The following is a 19,904-nucleotide window of genomic DNA, read 5'->3' as shown; positions in this document are numbered from 1 at the left end:
TACCCTTGTCTTACCTGAGAGCCGATTTCCGGTCTTCTCCTTGGGACTTTTCGTCCTCTATGGCCGACAATAGGCAGCCGCCGTTCCGTACAGCTTAAAAATTGCGGTTAAGAAAACTTTGCCTCCTCTGATGGTTATCAAAACCGAATCCAGCAGGGTTTCCGGAAGGTGAACGATGTGGTGTCCTGGAATGATGCATCCTGAGGTAAGTCTCAGGTAAGCTTTCCATGGCAAAATATGCTCACCAGCATTTCGTCGTTCTTTTAGAGATTTTGCCGAAAAGGGCGCTTTTTATGATCACGGCTTCCCTCGCTTACACGATCCTGTCGCGGGACATGACGTCGAGCCTCAACAAGGTCGCGTCGCAGACGACGGTCAAGAAGGATGCCCAGTATTACGCCGACCATATCAACAAGGTCACCGACGTCGACGACTTCCTCGGCGACTACAAGCTCTACAGCTATGCGATGAAGGCCTATGGCCTCGAGGACATGACCTACGCCAAGGCCTTCATGAAGAAGGTGCTGGAAAGCGATCTCACCGACCCCAACAGCTACGCCAACAAGCTTTCCGATACGCGCTACCGCGAGTTCGCCGCCGCCTTCAATTTCAATGCACCGGAGAAGGACGTGCAGACGGACGCGCAGGAGGACGATCTCATTGGCCTCTACAAGCAGTCCTTCATCGATGCCGACAAGGCCGCGACTGCCGAGAGCACCTATTACAGCAACAATATCGATAGCGTGCAGACCGTCGACGATCTGGTCAACAACACCCGGCTGCGCACCTACGTACTGAAGACCTTCAAGATCGATCCGACCTATGCGTCGAAGGATTTTCTGCGGCAGGTGCTGACGAGCGATCTCAGCGACCCCACGAGCGTCGTCAACACGCAAGGCGGCGACAAGTACAAGGCGCTTGCCGCCCAGTTCAGCTTCAACGCGGATGGCACAGTCACCGGCACGGCGCAGACCGCAGCGCAGAAGGCCTCGGTCATCGAGTCCTACACCCTGAATTCCCAGTCCGTCATCATCGACAATTCGGTCGGTTCGGATGTCTACTACGTCGGCAAGACAGCGGCCGAATACAACAAGGCCTATTACACTGCGAAGATCGGCACGATCACCAATGTCGACGATCTGGTCGCCGACAAGCGCCTGGTCTCCTACATCACGACGGCCTACAGCATGGGCGCCGATTTCACCCCGGCAGCATTGCGCACGGTGCTGACTGACCCCGGCTACGCCCAGCTGATGGGCTTTACCAATGTCTACAATGCTTTCAACTTCAAGGCTGACGGGTCGACCTCCAGCACGGCGCGCGTCCAGTCTATCGCCCAGTCGAACAATCTGAAGTCCGCCGCGACGAGCACCGGCAACTATTATAGCGTAACGTCCCAATCGACCGGCATCACCAACGTCGATGACCTGCTCGCCAACAATGTGCTGGCGCGCTACATCAAGGATGCCTACGGTCTCGGCACGAGCTTCAGCAATGCCGACCTGAAGAGCATCCTGACGGATTCGGCCTATGCCGCGGCCCAGGGCCACGCCGATCTCAATGCCGACTTCAATTTCCAGGCAGACGGCTCGATCAACGGTTCCGTGATCCAGACCGCAGCGCAGCGGAAATCGACCACCGACAAGTCGGCGGCGAATGCAGCGCATTTCAACAGCATGATCGGCAATGTCACCAATGTCGATGACATCATGTCGGATGCTGTTGCGGTCAGCTATATCAGAAACAGCATGCAGATCTCCGACAGCGTCTCCGATGCGACGTTGAGGACTTTCCTCGTCGACCGCACGGCTGCCATCGCCCAGGGCTACAGCGACGTTCACGATCTCTTCAATTTCAAAGCGGATGGTTCGGTCGCGACCCTTTACGCCACGCAGACGGCAACACAAAGTGCCAGCACTGCCAGCAAGGCCGACAATGCGGCAGTCTACTACCAGTCGACCATCGCGGGCATCTCAAACGTCGATCAGTTGCTGACGGACCAGAAGCTGAACAATTTCGTCCGCAACGCCTTCGGCATCCCATCGACGGTCAGCGACGTCGCTCTTCGCAATATCCTGACCGATCAGAGCGGCACCGGCACCTATGCCGACGTTGCCGCCGCCTTCAACTTCAAGGCGGACGGCACGCTTGAGGACGGTATGGCGGCGCAGACGGCCAGCCAGATCACCAGCACGAAATTTGCCGCCACAGCGCGCACAGACGATTATTCCACCCGGATGGCGACGATTTCCAATGTCGATGATCTCATCGCCGATGACGCCATCACCAATTTCCTGAAGAGCACCTACAATCTGCCGTTCGATATCTCGAATGCCGATCTGAAAAGCATCCTGACCGATGCGACGGCCGCTGCCGCAGCCGGCCACGCCGATCTCAATGCAGACTTCAACTTCGCCGCCGACGGATCGCTTCCAGTGGTGAGTTCGGTGCAGACGGCCGATCAGGCACAGACCACCAACGACAATTACGCGGCGCGTTATGACGACGAACGCGACGAGGCGATCGACGAGGTCGTATCCAACTACCAGAAGCTTATGGCCGACAGCAGCAGCCTGCTGAATTTCTCCGACGTCAAGAGCGTCAATGATTTCCTGCGCAGCAATTCGGCCGCCGATTTCAGCAAGAGCAATGACAATCTGCCGGATCTCTACCATGTGGCGCTGCAGGCCTTTGGTCTGACCGACCAGGACGTCCCGCGCTCGATGATGCGCAAGATCCTGACGAGCGATGCCTATGATCCGGATGGCTATATTGCCTCGCTCAAGGATGAACGCATCACCAACCTTGCCCGCGCCTTCAACTTCGGCCCTGACGGCAAGGCGGCATCACCCTTCCAGGCGCTTCCCGACGCGACCATGGCCAAATATGCCACCGACTATAGATCGCATATCACCATGCTGATGAAGGACGGTCCGGTGAAGGACAAGGCAGCGAAGGATGCGACGGCCGAAGTCGATTACTTCGCCAAGGGCATGGCGAAGGTGAAGTCGCTCGACGATTTCCTGGATGACAGCCGCCTGACCGACCTGGTGCTGAAGGCGAACAACCTCGACCCCAAGGATTACGACAAGGCGACGCTGAAGAAGATCTTCACCTCCGATCCCGACGACAAGAAGAGCTATCTCAACGCCACCGCCGATGCGCGTTTCCAGGACATCGTCGCCGCCTTCAACTTCGACAAGGACGGCAATCTGACCCGCGCCAAGATCGGCACCATCCAGAACAAGGCGGCCGAGGACCACACCCAGGAGCTTTACGTCCAGCAGACGATGGAAGCACAGCAAGGCGAAAGCAACGACGGCGTTCGCCTGGCGCTCTATTTCGCCCGCAAGGCGCCGAGCATCACCTCGATATATGGGATCCTCGGCGACAGGGCGCTTTATCAGGTCATCACCACAGCCTACAGCCTGCCGTCGCAGATCTCGGGCATGGATGTCGCCAAACAGGCCGATCTCCTCAACCGCTTCGTCAAGCTCGAGGATCTCCAGGATCCGAAGAAGGTCGACAAGCTGCTGCGCCGGTTCACCGCGATGTACGACGTCCAGAACGCCACCCAGCAGTCGCCGGCGCTGATGATCCTGACCGGCGGCGGCACGCAGCAAAGCTGATCGCCCCAACCTGCTGCACGCAGCAGGCTTGATCGCTCAGCCTCAAGGATCGAGGCTGACAACCTTTCCCGGGTTCATGATATCGGCAGGATCGAAGGCGCGCTTGATGCGGCGCATCAACTCGATTTCGATCGCAGGCCGGATTGCCGCCAGTTCGTCGCGCTTCAGCTGGCCGATGCCGTGCTCGGCCGAGATCGAGCCGCCATGGGCCAGCACCAGCCCATGGACGATATGGTTCATTTCGCGCCAGCGGGCGATGAAGGCGGCCTTGTCGGCACCGAGCGGTTGAGAAATATTGTAGTGAATATTGCCGTCGCCCATATGGCCGAAGGCGCAGATGCGGGCGCCCGGCATCGCCGCCATCACCGCTTTTTCGGCCTCGGCCATGAAATGCGGGATCTTCGATACCGGCACGGAAACGTCATGCTTGATCGACCCGCCTTCCGGCTTTTGCGCGTCCGACATGCTCTCGCGCATGTGCCAGATCGCTTTCTGCTGGGCAACGGATGCGGCGATCGCGGCATCCAGCACCAGCCCGGCCTCGAAGCCTTGTTCCAGCACGCCGTTCATCATCCGCTCCGCCGTCTCGGTCGAATCCGAGGTCGAAATGTCGATCAGCACATACCAGGGATAGGCCGCGTCCAGCGGATCGCGCACGCCGTCGATGTGGCGCGTGGTGATCTCGACACCGAAACGCGGCATCAGCTCGAAACCGGTCAGCGAGGTGCCGCAGAGGCTGGAGGCGAGGTTGAAGAGGGCAAGCGCATCCGTCACCGAATTCAGCCCGGCGAAGGCCACCTGATGGCCGAGCGGCTGGGGAAAGAGCTTCAGCACCGCGCCGGTGATGATACCGAGCGTGCCCTCGGCGCCGATGAAGAGATCGCGCAGGTCGTAACCGGTATTGTCCTTCTTCAGGCGGCGTAAACCGTCCCAGATCTCGCCGGTCGGCAGCACCACTTCGAGGCCGAGGCAGAGCTGGCGCATATTGCCATAGGCAAGCACGGCCGTGCCGCCGGCATTGGTGGAAAGGTTGCCGCCGATGCGGCAGGAGCCTTCCGAGCCGAGCGACAGCGGAAACAGCCGCCCATGCGCCTCGGCCGCCTTCTGCACCTCGGCCAGGATGGCGCCGCCATCGGCCACCAGCACGTTCGCCACCGGATCGACATCGCGGATCCTGTTCATGCGCTCGAGCGACAGGATGATATCGGACTTGCCCTGACGCGGCGTCTGGCCGCCGACGAGGCCGGTATTGCCTGTCTGCGGCACGATCGCCGTTCCGGTCTCCGTCGCAAGCCTCATGATATCAGAAACTTCCTCGACCGAGCCGGGTTTCAAGAGGAGAGGCGAGGAGCCGTGATAGAGCCCGCGGTTTTCAATCAGATGCGGCGCAAGATCGGCCTCGCTGCGCAGCGCGTACCTGTCGCCGACGATCGCCGTAAAGCGGTTGAGGAGTTCGGTGGAAATGTTCATTCGGGCTCGGTCCTCCATCGTCATCTACAGCGCCGCGCGTCTTTTCAGACGCGCTTAGGACGCTGTAGCACTTTGAATTGCTGCATAATTCCCAAATCGATTCCGATTTAGGAATTATGCAGCAGGTCTTTTCAGTCGCGGGGTGCGGCCGCCCGCTGCAGCCGGTCGTTGATCGCTTCGCCCAGCCCCTCTTCGGGAATCGGCGAAAAGGCGATGCTCTGGGCGCCGCTGGCATCGGCCCGCTTCATGTAGTCGAAAAGATTGGCCGCCGCCTCTGCCAGGTCGCCGCGCGGGCTGAGGTCAAGCACGATCCGTGCACTGTTTGCGCCGGCGACCGCAGCGCTGCCGAAGGCAATCAGCGCCTCGCCGGGTTCCACCGCCGTCGCATTGAGGCGCACGGAAGCACCCGGCGCATAATGCGAGGCGAGCATGCCTGGCGCTTCGATTGCCGCCGATGCCGTTTTCGCCCGCAGCAGCGGTTGGCCTGCGACGCGCTCGATCTCGCGCGCCGCCAGACCACCCGGCCGAAGCAGTCTCAGCCGGCCGCCCTCTGCCTTGACGATCGTCGATTCGACGCCGACAGCGCTTGGGCCCGCATCGAGGATCAACGGGATCCTGGCCCCGAGATCGGCTTCGACATGGGCGGCACTCGTGGCGCTGACCCCGCCGGACGTATTGGCGCTGGGAGCTGCGAGCGGCCGTCCGAAGACGCCGATCAACGCGCCTGCAAACCCCTTCGGCACACGGATGCCGACGCTGTCGAGCCCGGCGGTCGCCAGCGAATGGATCGAGCTTTGAGGCTTCAGCGGCAGCACGAGGGTCAGCGGGCCGGGCCAGAAGGCTCTGGCGAGCGCCCGTGAGACCGGGTCGAATTCGGCATGCTCTTCGGCCATGGCGAGGTCGGCCATGTGGCAGATCAGTGGGTTGAAGCGCGGCCGTCCTTTTGTCTCGTAGATGCGGGTGATGGCTGCGGGATTGGTGGCGTCGGCCGCCAGGCCGTAGACGGTCTCGGTCGGAATGGCGATGGCAAAGCCGTCGGCAAGAGCAGCCGAGGCCGCCTCCAGCGCTGCCTGCGTGTCTGCCGTGATATCGATCGTGCGTGCCATGTCCTGCCCGTGTTAGTCCTGGCAGTCATTAGGCTTTCCGCCGCCCGCGATCAATCGCTTAAAGCTGCCGGATGATTTCGCGCAGCTGTTCGTTGCGGGCGCCGAGCAAGAGGATGTTGCGGATCGCAGCTTGCGGATCATGGGTGCGGAAGAGCAGGCCGTTGCCGCGCACCGACCGGTCGATGGTCATCTTTTCGGCGGAGTTCTCGCCGGGTTTGATCGCGACGGCGAAATACATGCGGGAATAACCGACATCAATGCGCTCGAAGAAATTGTCGTTCTCGCCGATGTCGGAATAGAAATTGGAGATGTAGAAGGCCCAGCTTACCTCTTCGTAATGGGCGAATTTCGTCCGTGCGGCGGTGACGTGGCAATAGCCGAGATGCGGGCTGTCCTCCAGCGTCCGGTGGAAGATCATCTTCGGAAACTGGATCGAGTGGTGAAAGCCGTTGATGTGTTGATGCGTCTTTTCGCCGGCGACCTGCAGCTTGCGTCCGGTCTTGGCCGCGACCTCGTCATGGGTGAAATAGCGTTTTTCCTCGGCCAGCCAGTGCCGCCGCTCGCGGGGGATGCGACCAGTGCGCAAAAACTCGGAATGCGCGGCAATCAGCTGCGGCTCTTGCAGTTTGCCTGCTTCTTTCGCGTCGAAATAACGGAGTCTGGCCATGGTTCGCGTTCTTCGGTCGGTCTGAATCAGCAGCAGGATAGGACCGTATGCTTAAGGCGATGTTAAAAAATGGCCATTCCAGCCGGCCGACCGGAAGGCAAACGCCGGCAGATGTCGCAAACGCGACTGACATCGATATCAGGCAGCCGAACTCTTTGCGGAGCGGGTCTTTACGCCATGTCGCAATTGACGATAATTGCCCGGAGAGTCGGGGCGATGTCATCGACCGGGATCGGCAGCTTGCGGCTTGCCACATCCTGTCGTCAATTTCGAAGCCGATGTCGCATTACAACCAAGCGGCAGGCAGGCTCGGTGATTAAATGACGCCATGAACACTTCTCCCGAAGGAGAAGGAAGCGGGCGCGCTTCCGCCGGCCTTCTTGCCGGAAGGCGGCAGCCGGGTGCACGAGGACATGAAGATGGATATTCGCAGCAACGTTATGCGTCAGCTCAAGAGCCGCCGTGAGGGCTTCAGCCTCGAACAGCCGTTCTATATCGACGAGGATTATTTCCAGCTCGACATGGAGATGATCTATTATCGCGACTGGCTGTTCATCGGCCATGATTGCGAGCTGCCGAAGCCGGGCGCCTATTTCACCGTTCAGATCGGCAGCTATCCTGTCGTCATCGTCCGCGGCCGCGACAATGTCATCCGCGCCTTCCACAACAGCTGCCGCCATCGCGGCTCGCGCGTCTGCACCAAGGAGCACGGCTCCTCCGTGCGCCTCGTCTGTCCCTATCATCAGTGGACCTATGATCTCGAAGGCAAGCTCGCCTTCGCCCGCCACATGGGCGATGATTTCGACAAGACTGGCTTCAACCTGAAGCCCGTCCATTGCGAAATCGTCGCTGGCTATGTCTTCATCTGCCTTGCCAACACCGCCCCGGATTTCCAGCCGGTGCGCGACAAGATCGAACCCTATGTCGCGCCGCACCGGATCAGCGAGAGCAAGGTCGCCTTCCAGAGCACGATCATCGAGAAGGGCAACTGGAAGCTTGTCTGGGAAAACAACCGCGAGTGCTATCACTGCGCCGCCAATCACCCCGAGCTCTGCCGCACCTATCCTGAAGCCCCGAGTGTCACCGGCACGGATGGCGGCGCCGACGATCCCGAGATCGCCGGCCATTGGGCGCGCTGCGAGGCGGCCGGCCTGCCGAGCAAGTTCCAGATTTCGCCGGACGGTCAGTTCCGCACCGCCCGCATGCCGCTGATCGAAGATGCCGAGAGCTACACCATGTCGGGCAAGCGCGCCGTCCAGCGCCAGCTCTCCGACGATATCTCGATCGGCCATATCGGCACCATGCTGCTCTTCCACTACCCGACGACGTGGAACCATCTGCTCGGTGACCACGCCATCTCCTTCCGCGTGCTGCCGCTTAGCGCCAACGAGACGGCGGTGACGACCAAGTGGCTCGTCCACAAGGATGCCGTCGAAGGCGTCGATTACAATCTCGAGGAATTGACCCACGTCTGGACCGAGACCAACGATCAGGATCGCCGCATCGTCGAGGAAAACGCCTTCGGCATTCGCTCGCCCGCCTATGAGCCCGGCCCCTATTCGGCCTTGCACGAGGGCGGCGTCATGCAGTTCCTCGAATGGTATTCGAACTTCATGGTAAACCGTCTGCAGGGTGACCAGGCGAAATTCTCCGTCGTTGCCTAAATCCGGATGAATCCGGATCTAAATTAAAGAAGCAGAGCATGATGTCGTCCGAAAACCGCTCACACTTTTCGGCATCATGCTCTAAGCGTTTTGCCGCGCCGGTTAATCTCCGGTTCAGTTCAGATTCTCTAAAAGGGAAAGCGGCCGGCCCCGGCTGCTTTTGGAACCATTCGGGCGCGAGAGCGTTGCAGGGCAGGCGGTGATCGCTGTTGAATGGGAGATGAAGCAATGATCGGGCTGAGAAACAAGATTGCGACCGCAGTTCTGGCGGCCGCCGTGGTGCTGACGGGCTTTGCGCCGTCGCAGGCAATCCAGATGCCTACCGCGCTGCAGGTGGAGAAATCCTCCGCCGTCGAGAACGTCCAGTACCGCCGCTACTATCGCCCCGGTTACCGTCCGGGCTACCGGCCCGGATATCGTCCCGGCGCCTACTACCGGCCCGGCTATTACGGCGGCTATCGCGGCTATTCCTACTACCGCCCGGGATACCGCCGTTATAACGGCTACTGGTATCCGCTCGCCGCCTTCGGCGCCGGCGCGGTGATCGGCGGCGCTATCGTCGCGCAGCCGCGTTACGTCGCGCCCGCTCCCCGCATGGGTTCAGGCCACGTCGCCTGGTGCGCAAACCGCTACCGGTCCTATCGCGCCTACGACAACACGTTCCAGCCCTATAACGGCCCGCGCCAGCAGTGCTATTCGCCGTATTGAGGCCGGGCACAGGAAACGCGCCGCTCTCGACAAACGTCTGCCCCTCACCCTAACCCTCTCCCCGTAAACGGGGCGAGGGGACGTGCCCTACGAGAGGTTGGTGGGAACGGAGAGGTTGCGGCGTGCCCCCTTCGCCCCGCCTGCGGGGAGAAGGTGCCGGCAGGCGGATGAGGGGCAGGGGATTTCGCTACCCTCGGATCGAGCCTAGGCCACACCCTCGACACTCACGCTCGCACGTCTACCCTCAAAGAATATCCACGCGGCGCAGCAGCCACCATGCAAAGGCGATGGAGGCGACGATGAGGGCGACGGCGTATTCGGTGCCGTAGTCGCCGACGGCGAAGGGCAGGTTTGCCGTGTTCATGCCGAAGAAGCCGGTCACCAGGGTCGGCGGCAGCAGGAAGGCCGTCATGATCGACAGCAGATAGAGGTGACGGTTGGTTTCGGAGGATTGTTTCGAATCGATTTCTTCGTGCAGCAGGCGTGCCCTATCCTGCAGCGCATAGATATCGTGGTCGACCGTTTCCAGCCGGCTCGTCAGCCGCCGCGCCACGTCGTCGAAGCCGAAGGGCATCTCGTCGTCGTCGGCCGCCGCGGCGCGGCGCATCAGCGCCAGCACCGTGCGCAGGTGCCGATGCAGCCGGACCACGGTGCGCCGGACCGGCGCCAGGCGCCGGCGCTCGTCGCGCTGCGCACTGTCGTAGACGATATCCTCGATCTGGTTCAGCTCTTCGGTGAGTTCGATGACGATCGCGATCAGCGTGCGCTGGAACTCGATTACCAGCAGTTCGAAGAGATCGACCGGCCCGGAGAATTTGCCCGGGTTTTTCTCGATCAGCGCCCGCGCCCGTTCGACGCTGCGCAGCGGCTGCAGCCTCGTGGTGATGAGGAAGCGGTCGGACATGGCGAAATGCAGCCAGCCGAGATTGTTGGTATCCTGGGCGAAATCGCGCTGGCAATCGACGAGCGTGCCATAGAGCATCTGCTCGTCGACGGTGATGGCCGCATGCGTGTCGCGCGTCGTCAGCGCCGATTTCGCGTCCTCCGTCAGCCCGTCCAGCGTATCGAGCAAGGCCGGCACGCGGGCGTCGACAAGGTTGAGGTGCAGCCAGTAGAAACAGTTATCGGCGGTCAGTTCCGCCACCGTCGCACTATTGTTCAGTCGCACCGCGGTCTTTTCTTCAGGCGAAAAGCGATAGGCCCAGACGAAACCGGGTATGTTGACGGGCAATGTATCCATTGTTCGCCGGTCCTTTGCGAAGGCGATATCTTCCCTTAGAGATTGTTCATGACGTCCATTTGTCCAAAGGTGCAAGAGCAAAGCGCCCTGTCAGGCGATTTATCGCATGCCGACCGAGGAAATCGAAATTGACGTTTACGTAAAAATCAATTAGCCCTTGCCTCGGAGGGGCTTGCCCAAGTGCAGGCCGGTCTGCGGAGGAGAAACCATGTACAAGGCGCCCGTCGAGGAAATCGCGTTCACGTTGAAACACGTAGCGGGCATGGGCGAGGCGATTTCAAAAGGGCTGCTCGGCGATCTCGGCGAAGATCTGGTCGATGCGATCCTCGCCGAAGCGGGACGTTTTGCCACAGAGGAAGTGGCGCCTCTCGCCGACATCGGCGACCGCCAGGGCGCCCGTCTGATCGATGGCGAGGTCAGGCTGCCGGATGGCTGGCGCGACCTCTATCGCCATTGGATCGCCGGCGGCTGGAACGGTCTGACGGCGCCGGAGGCCTTCGGCGGCCAGGCCTTGCCGCATATGCTGAATGTCGCAGCACTCGAAATGTGGAATTCCGGATCCATGGCCTTTGCGCTCGCTCCGACGCTGACGATGGGCGCCATCGAGGCCGTCAGCGCCCATGGCAGTGCCGCGCTGAAAGACAAATATCTGGAAAAGATGGTCTCCGGCGAATGGACCGGCACCATGAACCTGACCGAGCCACATGCCGGCTCCGACCTCGGCGTGCTCAAGGCCCGCGCCGAGCGCCGCGATGACGGCAGCTACCGCCTTTTCGGTCAGAAAATCTTCATCACCTGGGGCGAGCATGACGCGGCCGACAACATCATCCATCTGGTGCTGGCCCGCCTGCCGGATGCGCCGGCCGGCACCCGCGGCATCTCGCTCTTCCTGGTGCCGAAATTCCTGGTGAACCATGACGGCTCGCTTGGGCCCCGCAATGATCTGTTCTGCCACTCGCTGGAGCACAAGCTCGGCATCCATGGGTCGCCGACCTGCACGATGATCTACGGCGACGGAAAATTCGGCGGTGAAAGGGGCGCTGTCGGCTGGTTGGTCGGCGAGGAGAATAAGGGGCTGGCCTGCATGTTCACGATGATGAACAATGCCCGCCTTGCCGTCGGCATGCAGGGCGTGGCGATCGCGGAAGCCGCCACCCAGAAGGCGCTCGCCTATGCCCGGGAACGCACCCAGGGCAGGGCGCCTGGCGCAAGCGGCGCCGGCATGAGCCCGATCGTCGAGCATCCCGATGTCGCCCGCATGCTCGTCACCATGAAGGCGTTGACTCAAGGGGCGCGCGCCATCTCCTATGCCTGCGCCCACGCGATCGACATGTCGCACCGGGCAGGTGACGCCAGCCGCCATTGGCAGGAGCGTGCCGCTTTGCTGACGCCGATCGCCAAATCCTTTTCGACCGATGCCGGCGTCGACGTCGCCTCGCTCGGCATCCAGGTGCATGGCGGCATGGGTTTCATCGAGGAGACGGGTGCGGCGCGTTATCTCCGCGATGCCCGCATCGCCCCGATCTATGAGGGCACCAACGGTATCCAGGCGATCGACCTAGTCACCCGCAAACTGCCGCTCTCCGGCGGTGATCAGGTGAATGGCGTCATCGCCGAACTCAGAGAGATCGCTGATGGCGTCCGCCGCTCCAATCTTGATGGTTTCGGCGAAACCGCTGTGAGGCTCGACGCTGCGATCGCCGATCTCGAGCAGGTGACCGCCTGGCTGATGAAGACGCTTGCCGAGAACAGGACCGCCGAAGCGCTCTCGGGTGCGACGCCCTATCAGCGCCTCTTCGGCCTCGTGCTCACCGGCTGTTACCTCGCCAAGGGCGGGCTGGCCGAAAGTGCCGATGGCGCGGCCGAAAACCGCATCGCGCTCTGCCGCTTCGCCGCCGAAAACCTGCTTGCCGAGACCGCAGCCCTTCGAGACCGGGTCGTCAATGGCGCAGCAAGCCTTGCCGCCGCCCGCATCCTGCTTGCCTGAGGAGACCTTATGACCGATTACATCATCGTCGAGCAGCCTTCCGCCCATCCCGGCGTCCAGTCCATTCGCTTCAACCGGCCGGAAAAGAAGAACGCCATCACCCGCGCCATGTATCGCACCATGGCCGATGCGCTGAATGCGGCCAACACCAGCCCCGACATCCGCGCCACCGCTTTCCTCGGCACCGAGGGCTGCTTCTCGGCCGGCAACGACCTGAACGATTTTCTGGCTGCCGCAATGGGCGGCCGCGGCCTGGAGCAGGAGATCCTCGATTTCCTCTATGCGCTGGTGAATGCCGAAAAACCCGTTGTGTCAGGCGTCGACGGTCTGGCGGTCGGCATCGGCACGACCATCCATCTCCATTGCGATCTGACCATCGCCTCCAGTCGCAGCCAGTTCCGCACACCCTTCGTCGATCTGGCGCTGGTGCCTGAGGCCGGTTCCAGCCTCGTCGCGCCGCGGCTGATGGGACATCAGCGCGCCTTCGCCATGCTGGCCGCCGGCGAAGCATTCTCGGCCGAGGAAGCGAAGGAAGCGGGCCTGGTCTGGAAGGTCGTCGAGCCAGGCGAGGTCGATTCACTGACGCTTGGCCTCGCCGCAAAGCTCGCCGCCAAGCCGCCGGAGGCATTGCGCATCGCCCGCGATCTCATTCGCGGCGACCGCGGTGAGATCATCGCCCGCATCGACGAGGAGGCCCGCTATTTCTCCGCGCGGCTGAAAAGCGCCGAGGCTCGGGCGGCCTTCGAAGCCTTCATGCGCCGCTGAGCGGCGATCTCGGGCGTTTCCGAAGTATCTATGGCAAGCAGGCCGATACCAACACCAGTCCGGGAGCAAGCGGATAGCGATTAGACCGCCGGCACATCGAATACCTCGCCGGCCCTGAGCGGCCGGAACCGTTCCGGGGGAATACCATGCTCGCTCATGGCGTCTTGCAACGCTCTTGCCGGCGCGTCGACCGCTTCATTTGTCAGTTGGAACGTGGCGAAGTGATGCCCGGCTACATAGGCCGCATTTGCCAACTTCATCCCGATCACCGCCTCCTGCGGATTCTGGTGCTGCCCTTTCATGAACCAGCGCGGCTCATATGCGCCGAAGGGTAGAATGGCCAAGCGAAAGCCGCCATGCTTCTGCTGTGCCGCTTTGTAATTGATGCCGTCGTGAAAGCCCGTATCTCCGACGTGATAAATTTTTCCGGCTGGAGTCGACAAAACGAACGAGGCCCAGAGTGCCATCCGGCGATCGGCGGTTCCGCGCGCGGACCAATGGTGTGCAGGTTCCGCATCAATGCTTATTCCGGCGTGCGAAATGCGCTCGCCCCAGTCCATCGATGTCGTCTGCATATCGGGCACGGCACGGCGTATGATCGTGTCATTGCCGAGTGGCGTCACCACGCGTAGCCGATGCTTCGCACCCAACCGCCGGAGCGTTGCGATATCGAGATGATCATAATGATTGTGCGACACCAGCACGAGATCAATCGGCGGCAAATCATCGAACGCGATGCCCGGTGGGACGACGCGCCTGGGTCCGGCAAAAGCGAGGGGACTCGCGCGCTCTGACCACACCGGGTCGGTGAGGATGTTGAGCCCAGCGACCTGCACGAGCATCGTTGCATGACCGACCATGGTCACCCTCAGATCCTCGCCGTCGACGTATGGGTCCGGCTTGGCCGCCGGGTATGGACTTGGGACCGACTGCGGCCAGCGCTCACGGCCACCGCCGAATTGCCACCGCAGCAGATCGCGGAAGCCAAGGGGCTCAATGCCTTCGGGATTGAAGAAATATGTGCCGTCGAAGTGATCGGACACTGGGCCGTTATAGTAGGGGTTGCGTCGTTTGGTCTTTCCGACAGGCACGCCTATTTCTCCAGCGTCGCCACCACCTCGACATGCGAGGTCCAGAGGAACTGGTCGATCGGTGTCACCCCGGTGATCCGGTAGCCGCCCTCGACGAGGATCGCCAGATCCCGCGCCAGTGTCAGCGGATTGCAGCTGACAGCCACGATCTTCTTCACCGCCGAACGGGCAAGCTCCTGGCACTGGAACTCGGCACCGGCGCGCGGCGGATCGAAGACGACGGCGTCATAGGGCTTGAACTCCTGCGTCATCAAAGGACGGCGAAAGAGATCGCGCTTTTCGACGCTGACCGGTTTCAGCCCCTGCGTGTTGCGGGCGGCATGATCGAGTGCTGCGAGCGCCTTTGCCTCGGCTTCGACGGCGTGCACGCGGCCGATCCGCGCCAGCCGCAGTGAAAACGTGCCGGAGCCGGCAAAGAGATCGGCGATCCGCTTTGCCTTGCCGGCATGGGCAATGACCAGCTCCGCCATCGCCTCTTCCGCAGGCTTCGTCGCCTGGGTGAAACCGCCCGGCGGCGGCGAAACCTGGACGCCGCCGAATTCGACCATCGGCTTCGACGGCTCGACGAGGATTTCGCCGTTCAGCGACACACGGGCGATGCCGCGCAGGCCAAGCGCGGTCTCGATTGCCTTGCGTCGCTGCGGGTCGGAGAGTTTCTTCACATCGTCGACGGAGATGTCGAGGCCGGAAAGCGTTTCGAGCACCGCGACGCGGAAGGGTTCGGCACTGGTCGCGAGCGATGCAGCAATCGCCCTGATCGCCGGCAGCCGGGCGATAATCCCTGCCGACGAGATCGGACATTCCTCGATGGCGACGATATGGTGGCTTTCGGCCTGGTTGAATCCAACAAGCATGTCCTTCTCGGTCTTGCGCGCCGCAAACACCACGCGCCGCCGCTCGCCCGGCCGGGCCGGAACGATCTCGCCGACCTCGGGTGTCAGCCCTTTCGACCGCAGCGCATCGATGACCAACTGGCGCTTGAAGGCGCGGTAGGGCGCATCTGCCATATGCTGCAGCGTGCAGCCGCCGCAGGTGCCGTTGACGCCATCCGGGCCGAAATGCCGGCAGGGTGGCTCCTGCCGGTCGGGCGAGGGCGTCGTGATCGACATGATCGTGCCCTGGCTCTTGACCCTGGCAATCGCCACCTTTTCCCCAGGCAGCGAAAAGGGCACATAGACAGGCCCGCCGGCGCTGCTGGCGATGCCGTCGCCTTGGGCGCCGAGCTTCTCGATCGTGACGGTTTCGGTACTCACGGTTTCAATCCTGCCAGAAGGAATTCCTGATTGCCGTCGCCGCCGGAAATCGGGGAGGGGATGAGGCCGAGGCTTTTCCAGCCCATGTCCTCGACGAACCAGCGCTCCAGTTCCGCAGCGACGGCGGGAGCAGACGAGGGGTCCTTCAGCATCCCGCCCTTGCCGATCGCCTCGCGCCCGGCCTCGAACTGCGGCTTGACCAGCAGCACGGCGACAGCGCCCGGTTCGGCGATCTCAAGAGCCGGCGCGAGCGCCAGCTTCAGCGTGATGAAGGAGACGTCGGAAACGATGAAGGTGGCGGGATGGTCGATATGCTCTGCCGTCAGGTTGCGGGCGTTGAGGCCCTCCCTGCTCGTCACCCGCGGATCGCCTGATATGCGCGGATGCATCTGCCCATGGCCGACATCGATCGCGGTGACATGCGCGGCGCCGCGCAGCAGCAGCACCTCCGTGAAGCCGCCGGTGGAGGCCCCGACATCGAGACAGTGATGGCCGGCAGGATCGAGCCGGAAATGGTCGAGTGCTGCGGCAAGCTTCAGCGCGGCGCGCGAGACATAGTCCTGCGCCGGATCGTCGATCTCGATTGCCGCGTCCGCGCTAAACAGCGCGCCGGCTTTCGTGACCACCTGGCCGCCGATCCTGACGGTGCCGCGCTGGACGGCGTCGCGGGCGCGTGAACGGCTGGCAAAGAGGCCGAGAGAGACGAGAAGCTGGTCGAGGCGTTGGGTGTTTTGATCTGACATCGGCTGTGCATGACCGGCAAAGCCGCCGGTTGCAAGCATTTTGTTCCCAAGACCGTCATTGACCCTCGAAAGCTTTCGGCGATAATCCTGCCGCGGCGATCGCGGGGCGGGCCGCAGACACGGGGGTGTTCCATGCTGAAGCTCTTCACTCTGTTTGTCGCGGCAGTCATCGCATCGCCCGCGCTCGCGAACGACACGATGGCCGAGGTCAAGACCGGCGGGCTGATCTTTGCCCAATCCGACGACGTCAGCATGGCGCAAGAGGATCTCTTCATCTCCGCTTCGGAAGTGCGTGTCGACTATATCTTCGAGAATAGCTCCGACAAGGATGTGGAAAGCCTGGTCGCCTTTCCGATGCCTGACATTACTGGCCAGGTCGACAACAATTCCGCCATCTCCGATTATGACAGCGATAATTTCCTGCATTTTTCCACCGTGCAGGATGGCAGGCCGATCACCGCCAAACTGCAGCAGCGCGTCGTTTCGCTGGGCATCGACGTGACCGAGGAGTTCGCCAAATACGGCATTCCCGTCCTGCCCTATAGCCAGAAGACGACCGAGGCGCTCGCTAAGCTTCCAGAAACCGTCCGCAAGGACTGGATCTCCCGCGGCCTCGTCTATCCCATGGGCGCAGGCGATGCCGCCGGGGTCGATCTCGTGCCACTCTGGACGCTGCGCTCGACCTATTGGTGGCGCACCACCTTTCCGGCAAAGAAAAAGGTCAGCGTCGAGCATCGCTACAAGCCGGCCGTCGGCGGCACCGTCGCCATCAGCTTTCTCGAAGGTGGCGAGCCGAAGGGTGAGCGCTTCGAGGAATATTCCCGCAAATACTGCCTCGACGGAGATTTCGTCAGGGTTGCCCAGCAGCGTGCGCGGGAAGCCGAGGCGGGAGGCGCCAACTATACTGAAAGCTGGATCTCCTATGTGCTGTCGACCGGCGCCAACTGGGCGGGACCAATCAAGCGCTTCCAGCTGACGATCGACAAGGGCAAGCCCGGCAGCCTCATCAGCTTCTGCGGCAGCAATGTTCAGAAGATCGGTCCGACGACCTTCCGGATGACATCAGAGGATTTCGATCCCGCGAAGGATTTCGACATCCTGATCCTCAATCCTCCAGAAACGGCACAATAATCCTCAGGCTTGGCCGCTGTTGCGCCGCACAAATTTAAACAAATTTAAAGCCTGGCCGGATAGGTTCGGCGTGATTGTAGCGGTTCATCCAAGCCGCTCGGCGCCATGACGGCGCAAGCGTTTCCACGCCGATCATGTTCTCAGCTTCAAACATCCCGGCGGTTGCGTCTCGTGCGACCTGCCTCGCCGCGTCGACTGTCGTCAGGAGAAATCACCGATGTCCGCCAAAAACATATCCTTGAACGGTAAGCTTGCGGCCACGTTCGCAGCCCTCATTCTCATTTTCGTCGCCGTTTCCGCTTTCGTCTATTCCAAGGCGACGGCGTCCGCGGCCGCGTCTGCCGAGCAGGAAAAGTCCGAGCTGCTCGTCAACCAGATCGACGATGCGCTGCAGGCGATGCTCGAGCAGGCCGTCAACCTGCGCGGCTTCATCCTCTTCCGCAGCGACAGCACCTATGGCGATGTCTTCGCCAATCGCGAGCGCATGCTGAAGGCGATTGCCGCCGCCAAGCAGACGGCGACGGGCGAGCCGCAGCTGGTCGAGATGATCGACGGCATGCAGAAGGCTGCCGATCTCTATTTCCATGAACTTGCCGAGCCGCAGACCAAGGCGCGCAAGGAAACCGACATGCCGATCGAAGAGGTCGTCAAGATCGGCGTCAACGCCACCAAGGGCCAGCTCGACGGCTTCCGCCAGGCCTCGGCCAAGATCAAGGCCACGGCGCGAGAAAAGTCGAATGCGCTGGCCGCCATCCGGGCCGATGCCAACAGCGATCTGAAGATGACGCTGCTTGCCGGCGGCATCGTCGCCTCGCTTGCCGCCGCCATGCTTGCCTGGCTGATGTCGCGCATCATCGTCCGCCCGGTCGTCGGCATGACGAGCGCCATGGACCGCCTCGCCGGCGGTCAGAACGATATCGAGGTTCCGGCTGTCGAGCGCGGCGACGAAATCGGCCGCATGGCTCAATCCGTTTTGGTCTTCAAGCAGGCGGCGATCGAGAAGCTGCGCCTTGCCGGCGAGACCGACCGCATGCGCGACGACGCCGAGCGCCAGCGCCGGGCAGGCGACGAGCAGAAGGCGCGCGAGGAAGGCGAGATCCGCCATGCCGTCGATGCTTTGGCGGGCGGCCTTGCCGAGCTTGCCAATGGCGATATGGCCGGTCGTATCCAGACGCCGTTCGCCCCGCAATATGACAGCCTGCGCAATGACTTCAACCATGCCGCCGAAAAGCTGCAGGCGGCGCTCCAATCGGTCGGCCGCAATGCTTCGGCGATCAATGCCGGCGCCGGCGAAATCCGCTCGGCCGCCGACGATCTTGCCCACCGCACCGAGCAGCAGGCTGCCGCCGTCGAACAGACCGCAGCAGCGCTGGAGGAAGTAACGACGACCGTCCGCGACAGCGCCAAGCGCGCCGAGGATGTCGGCAATCTCGTCGAGCGCGCCCGCCTCGGCGCCGAAAAGTCAGGCGAAGTCGTCCGCAAGGCCGTCTCCGCCATGCAGCAGATCGAGAAGTCCTCGGGCGAAATCTCCAACATCATCGGCGTCATCGACGACATCGCCTTCCAGACCAACCTTTTGGCTCTGAACGCCGGCGTTGAAGCCGCCCGCGCCGGCGATGCCGGCAAGGGCTTTGCGGTCGTCGCCCAGGAAGTGCGCGAGCTCGCCCAGCGCTCGGCCAAGGCGGCCAAGGAGATCAAGGCGCTGATCACCACCTCCGGCGAACAGGTCGTTGCCGGCGTCGGCCTTGTCGGCGAGACCGGCAAGGCGCTGGAGGTCATCGTCTCTGAGGTGCAGGAGATCAACCACCACGTCAGCGCCATCGTCACCGCCACCCGCGAACAGTCGATCGGCCTGCAGGAGATCAACACCGCCGTCAACAACATGGACCAGGGCACCCAGCAGAACGCCGCCATGGTCGAGGAGCAGACCGCCGCAAGCCACGCGCTCGCCCAGGAGGCAAACGCCCTCGACGAGTTGCTGCGCCAGTTTAAGCTCGGCCAGGCGGCTCCGGCGGCGCGCGCAACCGTTGCCGGCACCAACGCCCGCCCGGTCGCCTCACCGGCCCACGCTTTGACCCGCACCGTCGCCAAGGCTTTCGGCGGAAGACAGGCAGCTGCTACGGCCACCGTTCAGGAAGAGTGGACGGAGTTCTGAGACGCCGCCTTTCCTAGGGAAGGGACGTTAAATCAAGAGGGCGGTGCAGTGATGCGCCGCCTTTTTTGTTGGATGGACTGCTATGATAGGCACGAGAAACGTAATGTTATCCGCTGTTTCGACGGCGAGTTTGGCTGGGGCATTTCCTCAGTCTCCGTCATCCTCGGCCTTGAGCCGAGGATCCATGCCCGCTGGTGCTGTGGAGATCACCGTAGATCCTCGGGTCAAGCCCCATAGGCGCTAACTTAGTTGTCGATGTGCGATGGCTCGTCGCCTTCGCGGTGGCTCGCGAAGT

General features: G+C 62.1%; 14 protein-coding genes. 7 read left to right on the top strand and 7 right to left on the bottom strand.

Translation table 11 applies throughout. The annotated features are described in order from the left end of the window. Positions 1–293: 293 nt before the first annotated feature. The gene (locus A6U98_RS00630; RefSeq protein ID WP_064647169.1) at positions 294–3,629 is read left to right on the top strand and encodes a DUF1217 domain-containing protein; all 3,336 of its coding nucleotides are present in this window, start codon (positions 294–296) and stop codon (positions 3,627–3,629) included. A 42-nt stretch (positions 3,630–3,671) separates the two neighbouring features. Here the strand turns inward: A6U98_RS00630 and A6U98_RS00625 are convergent, their stop codons facing one another. The 3 genes from A6U98_RS00625 to A6U98_RS00615 form a co-directional block, all read right to left on the bottom strand. After that, a complete protein-coding gene (locus A6U98_RS00625; protein WP_064647148.1) occupies positions 3,672–5,099 on the bottom strand; it encodes an FAD-binding oxidoreductase in 1,428 nt (475 codons plus the stop codon). Positions 5,100–5,230: 131 nt separating this feature from the next. After that, a complete protein-coding gene (locus A6U98_RS00620) occupies positions 5,231–6,205 on the bottom strand; it encodes an L-threonylcarbamoyladenylate synthase (protein WP_064647146.1) in 975 nt (324 codons plus the stop codon). Between the two features lie 58 nt (positions 6,206–6,263). Next, entirely contained in the window at positions 6,264–6,872 is a 609-nt protein-coding gene (locus A6U98_RS00615) for a DUF6656 family protein (protein ID WP_064647144.1), read from the bottom strand. Between the two features lie 419 nt (positions 6,873–7,291). Here A6U98_RS00615 and A6U98_RS00605 point away from each other — a divergent pair, with 419 nt between their 5' ends. Together A6U98_RS00605 and A6U98_RS00600 are read left to right on the top strand one after the other, a co-directional pair. Continuing rightward, positions 7,292–8,536, top strand: coding sequence for an aromatic ring-hydroxylating dioxygenase subunit alpha (locus A6U98_RS00605; RefSeq protein WP_064647167.1), 1,245 nt, complete (start codon positions 7,292–7,294; stop codon positions 8,534–8,536). Positions 8,537–8,764: 228 nt separating this feature from the next. After that, positions 8,765–9,244, top strand: coding sequence for a BA14K family protein (locus A6U98_RS00600; protein ID WP_064647140.1), 480 nt, complete (start codon positions 8,765–8,767; stop codon positions 9,242–9,244). Between the two features lie 244 nt (positions 9,245–9,488). Here A6U98_RS00600 and A6U98_RS00595 read toward each other — a convergent pair whose 3' ends face one another. After that, on the bottom strand, positions 9,489–10,484 hold the full coding sequence (locus A6U98_RS00595; RefSeq protein ID WP_064647138.1) for a transporter: 996 nt from the start codon (positions 10,482–10,484) through the stop codon (positions 9,489–9,491). 208 nt (positions 10,485–10,692) lie between these two features. Here A6U98_RS00595 and A6U98_RS00590 point away from each other — a divergent pair, with 208 nt between their 5' ends. Together A6U98_RS00590 and A6U98_RS00585 are read left to right on the top strand one after the other, a co-directional pair. Continuing rightward, positions 10,693–12,471: an acyl-CoA dehydrogenase gene (locus A6U98_RS00590; protein WP_064647136.1), complete on the top strand. Its 1,779-nt coding sequence runs from the start codon at positions 10,693–10,695 to the stop codon at positions 12,469–12,471. 9 nt (positions 12,472–12,480) lie between these two features. Then, positions 12,481–13,236 carry a crotonase/enoyl-CoA hydratase family protein gene (locus A6U98_RS00585; protein WP_064647134.1) on the top strand — a complete coding sequence of 252 codons (756 nt, stop codon included), beginning with the start codon at positions 12,481–12,483 and terminating at the stop codon, positions 13,234–13,236. 80 nt (positions 13,237–13,316) lie between these two features. Here the strand turns inward: A6U98_RS00585 and A6U98_RS00580 are convergent, their stop codons facing one another. From A6U98_RS00580 to A6U98_RS00570, 3 genes are read right to left on the bottom strand one after another with little or no spacing between them, the layout of a single operon-like run. Beyond that, positions 13,317–14,327, bottom strand: a complete 1,011-nt coding sequence (locus A6U98_RS00580) for an MBL fold metallo-hydrolase (protein WP_064647133.1) — start codon at positions 14,325–14,327, stop codon at positions 13,317–13,319. 2 nt (positions 14,328–14,329) lie between these two features. After that, positions 14,330–15,580 carry a class I SAM-dependent RNA methyltransferase gene (locus tag A6U98_RS00575; protein WP_064647131.1) on the bottom strand — a complete coding sequence of 417 codons (1,251 nt, stop codon included), beginning with the start codon at positions 15,578–15,580 and terminating at the stop codon, positions 14,330–14,332. Then, on the bottom strand, positions 15,577–16,362 hold the full coding sequence (locus A6U98_RS00570; RefSeq protein WP_197496318.1) for a TlyA family RNA methyltransferase: 786 nt from the start codon (positions 16,360–16,362) through the stop codon (positions 15,577–15,579). The genes A6U98_RS00575 and A6U98_RS00570 overlap by 4 nt, the downstream gene beginning before the upstream one ends. A 93-nt stretch (positions 16,363–16,455) precedes the next feature. Between A6U98_RS00570 and A6U98_RS00565 the strand changes: the two genes are divergently transcribed. Both A6U98_RS00565 and A6U98_RS00560 read left to right on the top strand, forming a co-directional pair. Beyond that, complete coding sequence (locus A6U98_RS00565) at positions 16,456–17,454, top strand: DUF4424 domain-containing protein (RefSeq protein ID WP_064647129.1); 999 nt, start codon at positions 16,456–16,458, stop codon at positions 17,452–17,454. A 217-nt stretch (positions 17,455–17,671) separates the two neighbouring features. Further along, positions 17,672–19,609, top strand: a complete 1,938-nt coding sequence (locus tag A6U98_RS00560) for a methyl-accepting chemotaxis protein (RefSeq protein WP_064647127.1) — start codon at positions 17,672–17,674, stop codon at positions 19,607–19,609. The last annotated feature ends 295 nt before the right edge of the window (positions 19,610–19,904 follow it).

The sequence above is a fragment of the Rhizobium sp. WYCCWR10014 genome (assembly GCF_001657485.1).
Lineage (GTDB): Bacteria > Pseudomonadota > Alphaproteobacteria > Rhizobiales > Rhizobiaceae > Rhizobium.
Note: the sequence above shows the minus strand (reverse complement) of the source record. Positions and strands in the feature narration are given on the sequence as shown.

Coding starts and splice junctions, on each gene's coding strand:
- A6U98_RS00615 (WP_064647144.1), bottom strand. CDS start 6,872: ATGGCCAGACTCCGTTATTTCGACGCGAAAGAAGCAGGCAAACTGCAA.
- A6U98_RS00625 (WP_064647148.1), bottom strand. CDS start 5,099: ATGAACATTTCCACCGAACTCCTCAACCGCTTTACGGCGATCGTCGGC.
- A6U98_RS00605 (WP_064647167.1), top strand. CDS start 7,292: ATGGATATTCGCAGCAACGTTATGCGTCAGCTCAAGAGCCGCCGTGAG.
- A6U98_RS00620 (WP_064647146.1), bottom strand. CDS start 6,205: ATGGCACGCACGATCGATATCACGGCAGACACGCAGGCAGCGCTGGAG.
- A6U98_RS00595 (WP_064647138.1), bottom strand. CDS start 10,484: ATGGATACATTGCCCGTCAACATACCCGGTTTCGTCTGGGCCTATCGC.
- A6U98_RS00560 (WP_064647127.1), top strand. CDS start 17,672: ATGTCCGCCAAAAACATATCCTTGAACGGTAAGCTTGCGGCCACGTTC.
- A6U98_RS00565 (WP_064647129.1), top strand. CDS start 16,456: ATGCTGAAGCTCTTCACTCTGTTTGTCGCGGCAGTCATCGCATCGCCC.
- A6U98_RS00600 (WP_064647140.1), top strand. CDS start 8,765: ATGATCGGGCTGAGAAACAAGATTGCGACCGCAGTTCTGGCGGCCGCC.
- A6U98_RS00570 (WP_197496318.1), bottom strand. CDS start 16,362: ATGCTTGCAACCGGCGGCTTTGCCGGTCATGCACAGCCGATGTCAGAT.
- A6U98_RS00630 (WP_064647169.1), top strand. CDS start 294: ATGATCACGGCTTCCCTCGCTTACACGATCCTGTCGCGGGACATGACG.
- A6U98_RS00585 (WP_064647134.1), top strand. CDS start 12,481: ATGACCGATTACATCATCGTCGAGCAGCCTTCCGCCCATCCCGGCGTC.
- A6U98_RS00590 (WP_064647136.1), top strand. CDS start 10,693: ATGTACAAGGCGCCCGTCGAGGAAATCGCGTTCACGTTGAAACACGTA.